The sequence below is a fragment of the Vibrio nomapromontoriensis genome (assembly GCF_050337205.1).
Classification (GTDB): domain Bacteria; phylum Pseudomonadota; class Gammaproteobacteria; order Enterobacterales; family Vibrionaceae; genus Vibrio; species Vibrio nomapromontoriensis.
On record NZ_JAKJSS010000008.1, the window covers coordinates 609,583 to 623,744 of the forward strand.

Genomic DNA, 14,162 nt, shown 5'->3' on the forward strand with positions numbered 1-14,162 from the left:
ACTCCAACAATAGTATTAATTCTTACGCAGCAGCAAAAGAAAGTATCCGCCGCCCACGACTGACGCCATCAACCCTGCCGGAAACTGCCAAGGGAACCATACTGTACGGCCAAGCCAGTCAGCTGTAACCATTAAGCTGGCGCCCACTAAGCAACTAACCACCAATTGATGGCGAGCTCGATATTGACCAAGCCCCCTAGCAATGTGTGGAGCAAGTAAACCAACGAAGCTCAGTGGACCTATCACTAATGTGGCTAATGCCGTCAGCAGTGATGCCATAATCAGCAATACTAAACGCGTTCGTTTCGTGTTTATACCAACGGAAACGGCAGAAGTTTGCCCTAAATTGAGTATGTCTAACCATCGGCAGGACAAATGCGCCCCTCCTCCCAGAACCAACACCCCCAACGCTAACGCCAGCACGTCTTGATAACTCGCTAAATAAGTAGACCCCGAAAGCCAAGTAAGTAACGCCTGCACATTATCTTGTCCCGATGACAAAGCGACCCTCAAAATGGCGTCAAGCGCTGCGCTAACAGCGATGCCCGTCAATAACAATTGTGTGGGTGCATAATTGGATCGCTTGCTAAATTGAAGAATTGCCATCATCACCAACGCCGCACCAATGCCACCATAAAGAATTTGTTCCGCTCTGGTTGGTGTTAATCCCAACCATGCACATAGGACCAAAGCAAGTGCCGCACCTGAGCTAATACCCATCACTTCCGGGCTTGCCATTGGGTTAACGGTAATCCTCTGCACAATCGTTCCAGCCAGTGCCAGTCCACAACCTGCAAATATCGCCCCCAGTACCCTAGGTAGCCTTAGGTCAATAATGCTCCAATCATAAGAGAGCTGCCATCCTGTTTGAGTTCGCCCTAAAAACACAGCAATACAAAAGAGTGCAACTAATAACAAATAAAGGAGGCTCGATATTCGTGGAAAGGATCGAGGATGATAGCGCTTCGTCGCGACATCTTCGGCTTTAAAGCTCGCTGAAAACTTGTTGGTTGCGAGCAGCCATAAAAGACAAGGTGCGCCTAGTAACGCGGTTATTGCCCCAGTGGGAAGTAACTCACTAGAGACGCCAGAGAATGGTTGAATCAGTAAATCAGCAAAAAGCAGCAACAACGCGCCAACAAGAGCACTGATGAAAACACGATGGATAAATCGGCGAGCACCCAACATTTTAGCGACCGTTGGTGCAACTAAGCCAATAAAACCAATCACGCCTACCGTTGCAACAACGATAGAGGTGATGAGTACCGATAAGGTCAGCCCAAATAATCTGATTCGAGCGACATTCACCCCTGAAGACTCGGCCACCTCACTACCTAGTCCAAGCGCTGCAAGTGGTCGCTGAATCACAACAATCACCACAATAGTAAGCGTAAGAATTGCCAAAACGAGTTGCGTATTTTCCCAACCTTGCTGAGTGAGTGCGCCCGCACCCCAAACAAACAAACTGGTTAGCTGTTGCTCATTTAGCATCACCAACATCATGTTCGTCGCGCCCAGAAACAGAGTCACAACCATTCCTGCTAATACCATTTGTAGCGGTGCGAAGCCTTTTTTAGCGGTTAGCAAAAACACTAAGCCCGCCGCAAGCAGTCCTCCGGAGAAAGCAAACATATATTGAGTGAGCCCACCAGCGACGGAGCCCACGAGTAAGCTTGCGGTCATACCCAGCTCAGAGCCTGCCGCAACACCCAATGTCGTTGGAGAGGCCATGGGGTTTTGCAACAAGTGCTGCATTAAACACCCGGCAACGGCTAATGATGCACCGCAAACCAAGGCCATGGATAAACGTGGGAAGAAGGTAAAATGCAGAATGAGTTGTCTAAAGTCGCTATCGTCACGATGGAACAGAAAGGTCTGCCATTCAGATAGCGTTAACTGATAGGGAAGCGCGTGAACCAACAGCCAGCCTAGTACTAACAGCGTCATAAACGCCAATAGGTGAAACCTGCTCTGTGGTGTTTTCAATGGGGAAATGGCTAATTGCATCATCAACCCTATTGCGCATTCAGCGCTGCAACGCGAGTGACCACTTCATCACTCAACCTTTGCATTGCGATTAAACTACCAAACGTCCACACCTTGGGAACAATGGCAACACGCTGCTCTCGGGTAAATGCCATCGCACCCCATAATGGCGATCCATTGAGCGTCGCTTGTTCCTGCTCACTCAAAGGACCAAAGATCAACACGTTACTGTTTTGGTGCTTCGCTAACTGTTCAACGCTAGCAGAAGAGAAACCCCAGCTGTTAGTGGGACCTTGCCAGCCATTGTTCATCGACATCGCCGCTATGGTGTCGTTCATTAGTGAGCCATCACTATGGATCCGAACGTGTTTGTCACCAATGAAACGTATCATGATAAATGAACGACTATCTTGCCACTGCGCCACTTTCTCTCCATTCGTTGCCAATTTAGTGGCTGTGTCATCAATCAACGTCTGCGCGGCTTGTTGGCGTTCAAAAACATCACCTAATGTCTGGATGATACGCTTGGCATTTTGATACGGCTGTTTGCTATCGTTATAGATAGTGAGGGCCAGCGTGGGCGCGATCGAGTTAAGTTTTTCATAAGCAGGCGCAAGGTGGGCACTCATAATAATCAGATCAGGTTTTAAGCTGGCAATCAGCTCCAAATTTGGTTCTCGACGAGAGCCCACATCCACCGTGTCTGAAGGTAATGTCGGCACCCCTACCCAATCTTGGTAGCCTGGAACATCAGCTACTGCTAGAGGCTGAATGCCTAATGCCAGCACAGATTCCGCCAAAGCCCAATCCAGCACGACAATTCGCTTTGGGATGCCTTTAAGCGCTTGCTCACCTAAATCATGCTGAATCATGCGGGCAAACGTCGACGTTGAAAGCAAAAGACATAGCGTCATAAAAAATGTAGAGATAATTCGAGTTAACACGTTGGCATTCCTATTTCATTTAACGAACGTAACTGATGAGGTTGCAAGATTCAGGGTCTTTAAAAATACTTAATGGCATGCCGTAAATTTCACTCAGCGAAGCTTCTGTCATCACATCATTCGGGGCACCATCAACAACGATTTTGCCTCGCTTGAGTGCCACTAGCCTGTCGCTAAACCGGGCGGCCATATTTACGTCGTGTATCACCATGATCACGGTGAGTCCTAAACTTTGATTAAGATCGCGGATCAGCTTTAGTAATTCATATTGATGGGTCACATCCAATGCTGACGTAGGTTCATCTAGCAAGATGCACGACGTTTGCTGAGCCAATAGCATGGCAACCCATGCCCGTTGGCGCTCTCCTCCAGAAAGCGTGCTGACAAATCGCTTGGCGAATGCCATTAAGCCCACTCGGTCAATCGCTTCTTCAACAATACGATGGTCATCGTGGGTATACCGCCCTAACACCCCTTTCCAAGGGTAGCGGCCAAACATCACTAACTCACGAACGGTCACACCATCAGTGACAGGAGGGTGCTGAGGAAGGTATGCCACTTTTTTTGCAAACTCTTTTGCTGTAAGACCCTCAATATCTTGATCTTCTAGCATGACTTCGCCTGCAGACACTTGGTTTTGACGGCTTAACAATTTAATAAGGCTGGATTTGCCACTGCCATTGTGACCAAGCAGAGAGGTCACTTCACCTGCGTTAAAGCTCAAATCAAACGGTGCTAATATTTCATGCGACCCTATGTGGTAACTGGCTTGTCTTAATGAAAACATAATCTAAGAGACATCTCGTGCTAGGCGCAATTTTAACTAACTGTAAACTTAAATTAATTGCGAATGAGAAAAGTTTGTATCCGCATTATAATTACTTTAGAGTCTACTGTCATTACCCTATGAAAACTCATTGATATGTTTAACGATACGTCCATCACTGGTAATACACGACCTTCTAATACATCGCTCTACACCATTTGTTTATTTGCGTCACTTATTGGGTTTGGGCAAAACGCTCTTCTTGTTTCATTGCCAATACTGGTGACAACCACAGACATCACTCTCGCAAGCTGGTCAATGTTAATTGCCGTTGGTACCGTGTTGTTCATCCCTACCGCACCTTACTGGGGAAAACGCAGTGATCGACGTGGTCCTAAATCTATTGTCTTAACCGCGCTATTGGGGCTTTCTCTATGCTTTTCAGGTATGTCCGTAACCTTATTTGCCCTAGATAAAGCGTTACTGACAACCACCGCAGCGTTAGTGCTGCTCGCAATGCTAAGAATCGTTTATGGTGTTACTGTCTCTGGGTTGGTCCCAGCATGCCAGCATTGGGCGATATTGACCGTTGGGGAACAACATCGATTATCCGCTATCACTTCCGTCAGCGCATCGCTAAGTATGGGCCGAGTTCTTAGCCCTGTATTGGCCGTTGCCCTTATAAAACTCGACCCTTTGTTCGCCATCACAGTGGTCGGATTCGCCGCTTTAGGGTTGTTCGTTGTGTGTCTCATGACACCCGCATTGACGCCAAAACCCATGACACACACAGCGTTAGATAAGCCAATAACCATGACGATTCCACGCTATCTCATCATTGCACTGTTACTTTGCTCGGCACTGGGTGTACTGCATTACTCTCTAACTCCTTTACTAAGCGCAGTCTCTTCCCTTTCGGCTGAGTCTCTCTCTGATTGGGTCGGATACTTGTTAACCCTCAGTGCGGTCGTCACACTCGCAACCCAGATCGGGGTTGTCAAAAAGAAAAAACTGTCTCTGGAGCAAATGCTATTTTGGGGTGGTCTGCTACTAATCATGGGTTATTCTCTGTTTCTCCTTGCCAATATCATCGCCTATCTAGTGGGCATCAGTCTGTTGTCGGTAGGCAATGCCATCTTGACCCCGGCCTACACGACCAAAGCCATGAGTAAACAAAGTGGTCATCAGGGACAGATCAGTGGTTTGCTGGCTACCAGCCACACCTTAGGCTTTGCTCTCTCGGCACTCTTTGTCACAGCAAGCACTGCACTATTCATTAACCCCCTATGGTTTAGCGTATTATTTGCTTTCACGTTATTTACCATCATCACTTACCCGCGCCTACAGCGAACGTAATAAGCCGTTAGCAACTAGCAACTAGCAACTAGCAACTATAGTTACCACCCAAATAGGATGCCGATTAGCAAGACAAAAAAAGCCCCTCATATAGAGGGGCAAAAGTTCCATCGCTTATAGTTATAGTGATTATTTAGCTCAAGTTACCTTAGTTGATTACGCTCATGCGACACCCTAAGGTAACAACAAAAACGTTAAAGTTAACCAAAGTCACCGTTCACGTAACCTTGAGTACGATCATCACTAGGGTTAGAGAAGATCACTTGAGTATCGTTATGCTCGACCAACTCACCCATTAAGAAGAAAGCCGTGCGATCTGAAATACGACGAGCTTGCTGCATCGAGTGAGTCACAATAACAATGGTGTAGTCTTTTTTAAGCTCTTCCATCAACTCTTCGATCTTGTGCGTTGCAATAGGATCGAGTGCCGACGTTGGCTCATCCATTAAGATGACATCCGGCTCCATTGCAATAGTACGCGCGATACACAAACGTTGCTGCTGACCGCCAGACAGACCAAATGCGTGCGACTTAAGACGGTCTTTTACCTCATCCCAAAGCGCCGCGCCGCGCAATGAACGCTCAACGACCATGTCAATGTGCTTCTTGTCTTTAATGCCTTGAGCACGCAGACCAAACGCGACGTTCTCGTAAATACTCATTGGAAATGGGTTTGGCTTTTGGAATACCATGCCCACTCGGATGCGCAAATCTGATACATCGATATTGCCGTAGATGTCTGTGCCATCCATTTCAAGTAAACCGTTAATTTTAACGCCTTCAATCAAATCATTCATACGGTTCAAGCAACGCAGTAATGTTGACTTGCCACAACCAGAAGGACCAATCAGCGCCGTCACTTGACGGGTTGGGATAGGCAAGTTGATCGATTTAAGCGCTTGGTTCTCACCATAAAATAGGTTTAGGTTTTCAATATTAAATTTGTTCATAATCTATAATCTCTTCATTCTTAATGTCGTTGTTTTGCAACGTGCACTCTTTGTGTTCTGGTGACGTTGCAGACGTTCTGCTATTCGAACTGGCGTACCTGTTAGTAGGTTGCCGTGTTAAAGCGGCTTGCAATCAACTTGGTTACCATGTTGATTAGCAGCACTAATACGATAAGCACTGTGGCTGTCCCGTAGGCTTGGTTCCACTCTTCAATGGTGAACAGCTCAGTCGTTAATTTGTATAAGTGAACCGTTAGGGTACGGCCTGAATCCAATAGCGAATCTGGAATTCGGGCTACCATGCCTGCTGTTAAAAACACAGGCGCTGACTCACCAATGACACGACCAATACTAAGAATGACCGACGTTAAGATACCTGGCATTGCACTTGGCAAGATTAAGCGCCAGATAGTATAGATTTTTGAGGCACCCAAACCGTAAGACCCTTCACGGTAAGTTTGTGGTACCGACATTAAGGCTTCTTCAGTAGTACGAATAATAACCGGAAGAATCAAAATACTTAGTGTCAGTGCACCTGACAGAATCGAGAACCCAAGACCTAGAATGGCAACGAAGAACGTCATACCAAACAAACCAAAGATAATCGATGGAATACCCGCCAATGACTCGGTACAGAAACGAATCACTTTAACCAATTTACTGCCAACTTTGGCATATTCGGTCAAGTAAATTGCCGTCATAATGCCAAGAGGAGCAGCCACTGCAATAGACGCAATCACCATGTAAATCGTTGAGATGATCATCGGGAAAATGCCGTGCTCATCGCCCGTACGAGTGTAATCGTCGGTGATAAAGCTCCAGCTCACGTGCTGAAGACCATTGGATAAAATGTACCAAATGATCCAAAACAAAAATCCAACGGTAAGGGCTGCAGACGCCCAAACAAATACACTCAGCAGCGTATCTTTATTTTTACGTGCTTGTTTTAGTTTTACAGTATCCATAATCGTTACTTCGCTTTTTCACGGTTCAAGTACAATAGTGCGGCATTGAGCATCATAATGAAGACCAATAACACAACGCCCGTCGCGTACAACGCATTGGCGTGGATGCCACTTGCATAGGACATTTCAATGGCAATGTTCGCTGTCAGGGTACGAGCAGAATCTAAAATCCCTTCTGGCATCGCAGGGGCATTACCCATCACCATGATAATCGCCATGGTTTCACCCAATGCACGACCAATACCCAGAATGACGCCAGTCATAATGCCTGAACGCGCCGCCGGTACGAGTAGCTTAAAGATAGTGAATATCTTTGAAGCCCCTAACGCTAAAGACCCTTCTTTATACGCATGAGGGACCGCACGAATCGAGGTTTCAGAAACCGTAATAACGGTTGGGAGAATCATAATCCCCAACACGATAATACCGGCTAGGATCGTGTTACCTGCTGGTACTTGAAACACTTGCTGAATTAACGGAACGATAATAACCAGACCGAAGAAGCCGTACACCACTGATGGGATACCCGCTAACAGTTCCACGGCTGGGCGAATGATATCCGCCACTCGTTTCGGGGCAATTTCAGCAATAAAGATGGCCGTTAATACGCCAATTGGCACACCAACCACAACGGCACCAAGCGTGGATACAACAGAGGCAACAATCATCGTTGCAACACCGTATAGCGCAGGTGGTAACCAGTTTTGACCTAGGACGATTCCAGAAACACCCGCAGCTTGGAACGCTGGAATACTTTCTCGAACAATGAAGTAGGCGATAACGGCAAGGGAAACAATGCCAATCACTGCGCTGGATAAAAACAGTCCGTGGAAAATACGTTCTTTCCAATCGACTTTTTTCTTGGCCTTCAGGCTACGTGCTGCAGCTTGAGTCGCTTGTTCGCTCATAAGCTTCTCACTATTTGTTGCGATGGTCATAATTAAACTTCTATTTGTCGATAATTCGAAAGATAGAGAAAAGGCCCAGCCCCAAAATGTGGGCTGAGCAATATTGATTCTTTACTTACAGACTAGTTTACTGAGATGTAACCTTTCTGTTCTACTAGCGCTTGAGCGTCATCTTCAAGCATCCAGTCTAGGAATTTTTGAGTTTCTGCTGAAGGCTTACCTTCTTTGTATAGGACAAGGAATGGACGAGCTACTTTGTAAGAGCCGTTTTTCACGTTGTCTACTGTTGCTGGCGTACCATCAATTTCTAGTGCGTGAACGGATTGGTCAACGGTACCTAGAGAGATGTAACCGATAGCGTATGGGTTGCTTGCTACCATTGTTTTTAGTGCGCCGTTACCGTTAGCAACTTGAGCGCGCTGAGAAATAGCGGTTACTTTCATGCCGCTGATTTTTTGCTTAAGGCTCATGATGTCTTCAAATGCACCACGAGTACCTGACGCTGTATCACGAGTGATAGCTACGATAGGCTTGTCAGCACCACCAACATCTTTCCAGTTAGTCACATCACCTTTATAGATAGCCGTTACTTGCTCAGCTGTCAGACCCTTTAGGTCGTTCGCTGGGTTAACAACAACCGCGATGCCGTCACGAGCAACAACTTCTTCTACTAGAGTAGACTCTTTTTCTTCCGCTTTAAGGTTACGAGAAGACATGCCTAAATCAGCAGAACCGTTTTTCGCTGCTTTAACGCCTGCAGAAGAACCCGGTCCTTGGACTTCAATGTAAACGTTTGAGTGTTGCTTCATATATGTTTCTGAGAAAACTTCCATCAGTGGCGTTACGCTGCTAGAACCTACCGCAGAGATAGTTTCTTTAGCTGAAGCTGGAGTCACTGCGAGTGCGCCTAGTAGTGCGATAGCACCGATAACTGTCTTTTTCATCACAATTTCCTTTATTGGCTTGATTGCCTGTTTCATTTCAACGAGGTCAAGATTAGAGGCTAAATATGACAGTTGTGTTTCACTAAATTGAAAGGTGTATGACAGTGCCATTTTTTTTACGCGGAGCAAAAAACAATCATTAACCATAAATTCAGCAAGTTACAGACAGTACTGATGCTTTTATCGCCAAAAAGATGACTTTCAACTGAGTTTAGCTGTCACATTTCTCGACAATTTAACCTGTTGGCTGTCATAAACCAGAGTCGTTGCGTCTCTTTACTACTGAGGCAACGCAGTCATCACTCAATTGATTTAAATCAATAATAGCTCCGATTTGTTTTTATGGTCGCTTGATAACAAGGATGCATAGAATTTCGGACAAATTGGTTCGCTGCTTTATAATTAAGTAATGATAGTTACGTTAGTTGTTAATCGATGAATATTGATGCGAGATATCATCAATCTTATCCAGCTTATTTAAGTCTACGATTCCTCCTTCTATTCTAAACTCATTTTTTTGTGAACAACCACATAGTTACTTTCATCCATTAATCATAAACTAACCGCACTAACACTTCTTAATACAAGAAGTTTGCTTTCTATATTTATATTATTAGTTTCAACGTGGTGCTTGATATAATTTAATATATTCTACTGGCGTTCTATTTAGTGGTCACTGAATAGAATAAGGAGAAAGCTATGACTACACAAACGATACCCCAAAAAACCAATAAACGGGGGTTCTTTGCTAATTTCAAGTTCCCATCCGCTTATACCATTCTATTTATCTTAATTGCACTCGTGGCAATGTTGACTTGGATAATTCCTGCTGGGCAATATGACCGAGTAATGAACGATGACCTAGGTCGTGAAGTGCCTGTCACCGGAACGTATCAATCTGTTGAAAGTAATCCACAAGGTGTCATTGATGTCTTACTGGCACCCATTGATGGTTTCTACGACCACAATACCTATGAAGCCGCCGCTATTGATGTCTCTTTATTTATCTTAGTTATTGGTGGTTTTCTAGGGTTGGTGACGAAAACTGGCGCCATTGATGCAGGTATTGAACGTGTCACCGCTCGGCTGCATGGCCGAGAAGAGCTCATGATCCCAATCCTGATGGCGTTATTCGCGGCAGGTGGCACAGTGTATGGCATGGCGGAAGAGTCTCTCCCCTTTTATACCTTGTTAGTCCCGGTCATGATGGCGGCTCGCTTCGATCCATTGGTCGCTGCGGCAACTGTACTACTTGGTGCTGGTATAGGCGTACTCGGGTCAACCATTAACCCATTTGCGACGGTTATTGCTGCCAATGCTTCGGGAATACCCTTTACCGACGGCATAATGCTGCGCGTATTCATGCTGGTTGCCGGCTGGGGGATTTGTGTCGCCTATGTCATGCGCTACGCTAGAATGGTACAAAAAGACCAAACTAAGTCGATCGTATACGACAAATATGAAGAGAACAAAGCACATTTCCTTGGCAATCAAAACGGAGAAAAGCTTGAATTTACCATGACACGCAAAGTCATCTTAACTATCTTCGCGGGTTCTTTTGCTGTCATGATTTATGGTGTATCTGTCGCCGGTTGGTGGATGGCCGAAATATCTGCGATGTTCCTTGCCGCGACTATTCTGGTTGGGCTCGTCGCAAGAATGAGCGAAGAAGACTTTACCAATAGTTTTATTGATGGCGCACGAGACCTTCTTGGCGTTGCACTCATTATTGGTATCGCACGCGGCATCGTCGTGATTATGGACCGTGGAATGATTACGGATACCATTCTGAATTCAGCTGAACATATGATTACTGGCCTGTCTTCAGTCGTATTTATTAATGTGATGTTCTTTTTAGAAATACTGCTGTCATTCCTAGTACCATCAACGTCGGGGCTTGCTGTTCTTACCATGCCGATCATGGCGCCATTAGCCGATTTTGCCGGCGTTGGACGTGAGCTCGTGATCACGGCCTATCAATCAGCATCGGGACTGGTCAACCTCATCACCCCGACATCCGCCGTGGTTATGGGTGGTCTTGCGATTGCTAAAGTGCCCTATGTTCGATGGGTTAAGTGGGTCGCACCATTACTCGGAATTTTGACAGTATTTTGTGTCATCGTGCTCAGTATCGGTGCGCTAATCGCGTAATGAAACGCAGCTAATACAAATACACCTAAATACAAGGCTCCTCTATATTGCAATTTTAGTTAACCACTACAAATATATAGCGGACACGACCTAACGCAACACATCGCTCTATCAGGATGTGTTGCGTTTTTATATCGCCAACCTCAGTCCTTCATTACATCTCTCTGCTCACATCTAAACGCGGAGACACCGTGCTAAACGCTAAATCCTACTAAGGTACAAAAAAACCTTAAATCGACCGCGTGCGGCTCACCAGTCGCCTAGGCCACGCGCTTTTATACGCTCTCTTTCATCGCACCAATTAAGCTCACTGGCAAATATATTCGCTTCAACGTTGTCATTTTACTATCGAACTTAATTCGATACTCTATCAATAAAAAATCCTGTTAATATTCTTTTACCTTGGAATTAATATAGGTAAGTCATATTAATTAGAATTTTTAATGACACATCTTAAAAACTGAAACCCCACCAGCATAAAACTGTGATACAAGTAGCAAATTACCACACTAAGTTTGTTGAAAAATTATTAATTCACATTGAAAAATAATATATCTAGCGGTTATGAGTGCATAAATACTCTCACAGCTCGCACTTTAGTGATTTTGCAATTGCATGAAATTCTGCCTGCAAACCAAAACAACACTCAGATTGAATGAAATATGAATATTATTCCATTCAACTAGCTATTAAATTTTAGCATGCGTAAATCCACGCTGAATACATATTGTTATTTAACAGGTCATTTCAGGTTTTGAGCAATAAAATACATTTGTGATTGAACTCAAATAATCACTTCGAATATTGAGTAATATAAATAACACCACGACAAAGCTAATAAATAAAACGTACCCTAACTATGATGGTTTATTAACAATCAATAACCGTCATATAATAAGAGAGATAAGATCATGAATAAACTTTATGTCGGTTCAGAAGTTGGTCAACTACGTCGCGTACTCATTCATCGCCCAAGACGCGCTCTTACTCACTTAACGCCTTCTAACTGCCACGACTTGCTGTTCGACGACGTATTGTCCGTAGAGCGCGCTGGCGATGAGCATGATGTATTTGCACAAACGTTAAGAGACCAAGGCGTTGAAGTCTTACTACTCACTAACTTACTTGCAGAAACACTTGCCGTACCAGAAGCAAAAGAATGGTTATTGAATACACAGATCTCTAATTATCGTTTTGGCCCTACCTTTGCCAATGACGTTCGTTGCTACCTTGGCGACATTCCTAACCTAGAGTTAGCGAAGATACTGACTGGCGGCTTATCCTTTGGTGAAATGCCAATGAGATCTTCCTCTATATTGCAGTCTATGCATAAACCAACCGATTTCATTATCGACCCACTGCCTAATCACTTATTCACTCGTGATACGTCTTGCTGGGTTTATGGCGGTGTTTCAATCAACCCAATGGCTAAAGTCGCTCGTCAAAGAGAGACCAACCATGTCAGGGCTATCTATCGCTGGCACCCAACCTTTGCTGGCCAAGATTTTGTCAAGTATTTCGGAGACGAAGAAAAATCCTATGACCGCTCTACCATTGAAGGTGGCGACGTACTTGTCATCGGCAAGGGCTCAGTATTAATCGGTATGTCTGAAAGAACCACTCCTCAAGGGGTAGAACAACTGGCATCCGGGTTGTTCAAACACGGCCAAGCGAAACAAATTATCGCCCTTGAACTCCCGAAAGATCGTTCATGTATGCATTTAGATACCGTTATGACACACATGCGTGAAGATACCTTCTCCGTTTACCCAAATGTCATTCCTGACGATGTGAAATGCTGGAGTCTAACGGGTGATGAATCCGGTTTTGTTAAAGCCAAACAGCAAGACTCCTACATTCATACGATTGAGAAGGCCCTGCAAGTCGACAAACTCAACCTCATCACAACAGGTGGCGATAACTTCGAAGCAGAGCGTGAACAGTGGAATGACGCGAATAACGTGCTGACGGTGAAGCCAGGTGTGGTTATCGGTTACGAACGTAATACCTATACCAATGAGAAATACGACAAGGCTGGTATCACAGTACTACCAATTCCTGGCGATGAGTTAGGACGTGGACGTGGTGGTGCTCGCTGCATGAGCTGCCCGATTGAACGAGATGGTATCTAAAAAACACGAATAGACAAGACTACGTCACTCTCACGTATCTCTATGGGCAAAGCGAACCACTTTGCCCTAGTAATAGGAAGTTAATCATGACTAAACAAACCATTGTTGTTGCCCTTGGTGGAAACGCATTATTGCGCCGAGGCGAGCCACTAGAAGCTGACGTGCAACGTCATAATATAGAAATTGCTGTCAACACCATTTCTAAGATTGCTGAAGAATATAACGTTGTCCTCGTTCACGGCAACGGTCCACAAGTAGGATTGTTAGCGCTACAAGGGCTGGAGTACAAAAAAGTCAATCCATATCCACTTGATGTGCTGGGCAGTGAAACTCAAGGCATGATTGGCTACATGCTAATGCAAGAGTTCAAGAATCAAATGCCTGCTGTTAATGTTACATGCATGCTGACACAAATGACGGTTGATCCAAACGATCCCGCTTTTGCTGACCCGACCAAACCGATTGGCCCGGTTTATAGCAAAGAAGAAGCGTGCGAGTTAGCGGAGAAATTCAACTGGACCGTAAAACCCGATGGCGAATTCTTCCGCCGCGTCGTCCCTAGCCCTCAGCCTACTGGCATCGTTGAACATGAGGCGATCACTACGCTCATTGACCAAGGACACTTGGTCATTTGTACTGGCGGTGGTGGTATTCCAGTCAAAAGAGAAAATGGCAAGCTTGTTGGTGTTGAAGCCGTCATCGACAAAGACATGTCTGCGGCGTACCTCGCAAGACAACTCAACGCCGATGCGCTATTGATCCTAACCGACGCCGACGCCGTCTACCTTGATTGGGGTAAACCAACCCAACACGCTCTGCGCTCAACTACACCAAACGAGCTCGCGAAACACCAGTTCGATGCAGGTTCAATGGGACCCAAAATTGAAGCCTCATGTGAGTTCATTAATCGAGGCGGAAAAGTGGTCGGCATCGGTTCACTAGAGCAAGGCATTAAGATCCTAGAAGGGACTGCTGGCACCAATATTGTCAAAGGCTAACCGCCTATTTACAAACAAATCACTAGATAGAGTTCAACATACTCAATACCTAACTGAACTCT

General features: G+C 45.2%; 11 protein-coding genes. 4 read left to right on the forward strand and 7 right to left on the reverse strand.

Annotated elements, in window-relative coordinates:
• Positions 1 to 15: 15 nt before the first annotated feature.
• Genes fhuB through L4D05_RS10460 form a run of 3 tightly spaced genes read right to left on the reverse strand, consistent with a single transcriptional unit; the run spans position 16 to position 3,717 of the window.
• The gene (gene fhuB / locus L4D05_RS10450; RefSeq protein ID WP_428793917.1) at positions 16 to 2,010 is read right to left on the reverse strand and encodes a Fe(3+)-hydroxamate ABC transporter permease FhuB; all 1,995 of its coding nucleotides are present in this window, start codon (positions 2,008 to 2,010) and stop codon (positions 16 to 18) included.
• A 5-nt stretch (positions 2,011 to 2,015) separates the two neighbouring features.
• Positions 2,016 to 2,930, reverse strand: coding sequence for an ABC transporter substrate-binding protein (locus L4D05_RS10455; RefSeq protein ID WP_428793918.1), 915 nt, complete (start codon positions 2,928 to 2,930; stop codon positions 2,016 to 2,018).
• 19 nt (positions 2,931 to 2,949) lie between these two features.
• Complete coding sequence (locus tag L4D05_RS10460; RefSeq protein ID WP_428793919.1) at positions 2,950 to 3,717, reverse strand: ABC transporter ATP-binding protein; 768 nt, start codon at positions 3,715 to 3,717, stop codon at positions 2,950 to 2,952.
• Positions 3,718 to 3,852: 135 nt separating this feature from the next.
• Between L4D05_RS10460 and L4D05_RS10465 the strand changes: the two genes are divergently transcribed.
• Positions 3,853 to 5,052, forward strand: a complete 1,200-nt coding sequence (locus L4D05_RS10465; protein WP_428793920.1) for an MFS transporter — start codon at positions 3,853 to 3,855, stop codon at positions 5,050 to 5,052.
• Positions 5,053 to 5,252: 200 nt separating this feature from the next.
• Here L4D05_RS10465 and pstB read toward each other — a convergent pair whose 3' ends face one another.
• From pstB to L4D05_RS10485, 4 genes are all read right to left on the reverse strand, one after another.
• Positions 5,253 to 6,002 carry a phosphate ABC transporter ATP-binding protein PstB gene (gene pstB, locus L4D05_RS10470; RefSeq protein WP_265675398.1) on the reverse strand — a complete coding sequence of 250 codons (750 nt, stop codon included), beginning with the start codon at positions 6,000 to 6,002 and terminating at the stop codon, positions 5,253 to 5,255.
• 101 nt (positions 6,003 to 6,103) lie between these two features.
• Positions 6,104 to 6,967: a phosphate ABC transporter permease PstA gene (pstA, locus tag L4D05_RS10475; RefSeq protein WP_265675399.1), complete on the reverse strand. Its 864-nt coding sequence runs from the start codon at positions 6,965 to 6,967 to the stop codon at positions 6,104 to 6,106.
• A gap of 5 nt (positions 6,968 to 6,972) precedes the next feature.
• A complete protein-coding gene (gene pstC, locus L4D05_RS10480) occupies positions 6,973 to 7,905 on the reverse strand; it encodes a phosphate ABC transporter permease subunit PstC (RefSeq protein ID WP_265675400.1) in 933 nt (310 codons plus the stop codon).
• A 92-nt stretch (positions 7,906 to 7,997) separates the two neighbouring features.
• Positions 7,998 to 8,819, reverse strand: coding sequence for a phosphate ABC transporter substrate-binding protein (locus L4D05_RS10485; RefSeq protein ID WP_265675401.1), 822 nt, complete (start codon positions 8,817 to 8,819; stop codon positions 7,998 to 8,000).
• 699 nt (positions 8,820 to 9,518) lie between these two features.
• On the opposite strand from L4D05_RS10485, the gene L4D05_RS10490 reads away from it, so the two are divergent.
• The 3 genes from L4D05_RS10490 (at position 9,519) to arcC (ending at position 14,100) form a co-directional block, all read left to right on the forward strand.
• Complete coding sequence (locus L4D05_RS10490) at positions 9,519 to 10,970, forward strand: YfcC family protein (RefSeq protein ID WP_250617995.1); 1,452 nt, start codon at positions 9,519 to 9,521, stop codon at positions 10,968 to 10,970.
• Positions 10,971 to 11,881: 911 nt separating this feature from the next.
• Positions 11,882 to 13,102, forward strand: a complete 1,221-nt coding sequence (gene arcA / locus L4D05_RS10495; protein ID WP_265675403.1) for an arginine deiminase — start codon at positions 11,882 to 11,884, stop codon at positions 13,100 to 13,102.
• Positions 13,103 to 13,188: 86 nt separating this feature from the next.
• Positions 13,189 to 14,100 (forward strand): carbamate kinase, encoded by a 912-nt coding sequence (arcC, locus tag L4D05_RS10500; protein ID WP_428793921.1) that lies wholly within the window; start codon positions 13,189 to 13,191, stop codon positions 14,098 to 14,100.
• The last annotated feature ends 62 nt before the right edge of the window (positions 14,101 to 14,162 follow it).

Bases quoted from the DNA above. Each gene is read 5' to 3' on its own strand.
- fhuB (WP_428793917.1), bottom strand. From the start codon at position 2,010: ATGATGCAATTAGCCATTTCCCCATTGAAAACACCACAGAGCAGGTTT.
- L4D05_RS10460 (WP_428793919.1), bottom strand. From the start codon at position 3,717: ATGTTTTCATTAAGACAAGCCAGTTACCACATAGGGTCGCATGAAATA.
- L4D05_RS10465 (WP_428793920.1), top strand. From the start codon at position 3,853: ATGTTTAACGATACGTCCATCACTGGTAATACACGACCTTCTAATACA.
- pstB (WP_265675398.1), bottom strand. From the start codon at position 6,002: ATGAACAAATTTAATATTGAAAACCTAAACCTATTTTATGGTGAGAAC.
- pstA (WP_265675399.1), bottom strand. From the start codon at position 6,967: ATGGATACTGTAAAACTAAAACAAGCACGTAAAAATAAAGATACGCTG.
- pstC (WP_265675400.1), bottom strand. From the start codon at position 7,905: ATGACCATCGCAACAAATAGTGAGAAGCTTATGAGCGAACAAGCGACT.
- L4D05_RS10485 (WP_265675401.1), bottom strand. From the start codon at position 8,819: ATGAAAAAGACAGTTATCGGTGCTATCGCACTACTAGGCGCACTCGCA.
- L4D05_RS10490 (WP_250617995.1), top strand. From the start codon at position 9,519: ATGACTACACAAACGATACCCCAAAAAACCAATAAACGGGGGTTCTTT.
- arcA (WP_265675403.1), top strand. From the start codon at position 11,882: ATGAATAAACTTTATGTCGGTTCAGAAGTTGGTCAACTACGTCGCGTA.
- arcC (WP_428793921.1), top strand. From the start codon at position 13,189: ATGACTAAACAAACCATTGTTGTTGCCCTTGGTGGAAACGCATTATTG.